This is a genomic window from Pseudomonas sp. 2995-1, assembly GCF_002742505.1.
In the GTDB taxonomy this organism is placed as follows: domain Bacteria; phylum Pseudomonadota; class Gammaproteobacteria; order Pseudomonadales; family Pseudomonadaceae; genus Aquipseudomonas; species Aquipseudomonas sivasensis.
In genome coordinates, this window is sequence record NZ_LJSA01000153.1 from 1 (window position 1) to 330 (window position 330).

1 protein-coding gene is annotated in these 330 nt (G+C 31.2%); it reads right to left on the reverse strand.

The annotated features are described in order from the left end of the window. Positions 1-251, reverse strand: a 251-nt coding sequence (locus AOA61_RS30785) for a glycosyltransferase (protein WP_143521151.1), incomplete at its 3' end; no start/stop codon positions are given. Between the last annotated feature and the right edge of the window lie 79 nt (positions 252-330).

A 330-nucleotide genomic window follows, 5' to 3' on the forward strand; every position in this document is an offset into this window, starting at 1 on the left:
AGATGTTCAATATGAATTATTTTAAGTTTTTTATCATGTAGTTTTGACTTAAGGGTATCGATAATTACTCCTGTATTATCGGAGGACCTGTCATTTACAATGATAATCTCCATTTTTGTATAAGATTGCTCCAATAAAGACTTAATACACTTTTCAATACTTTTTTCTTCATTTTTTGCAGCCACAATCACAGATACAAAGGGAGTGTTTGATAAAACTTTATTTGTATCTACATTCAACATAATAGGCATTCTTAAGACGCCTACATACCATTGGATGCAGATCGCTAAAGCACAAAGGAATATTAATCCTGAGAGAACTGAATAAAGC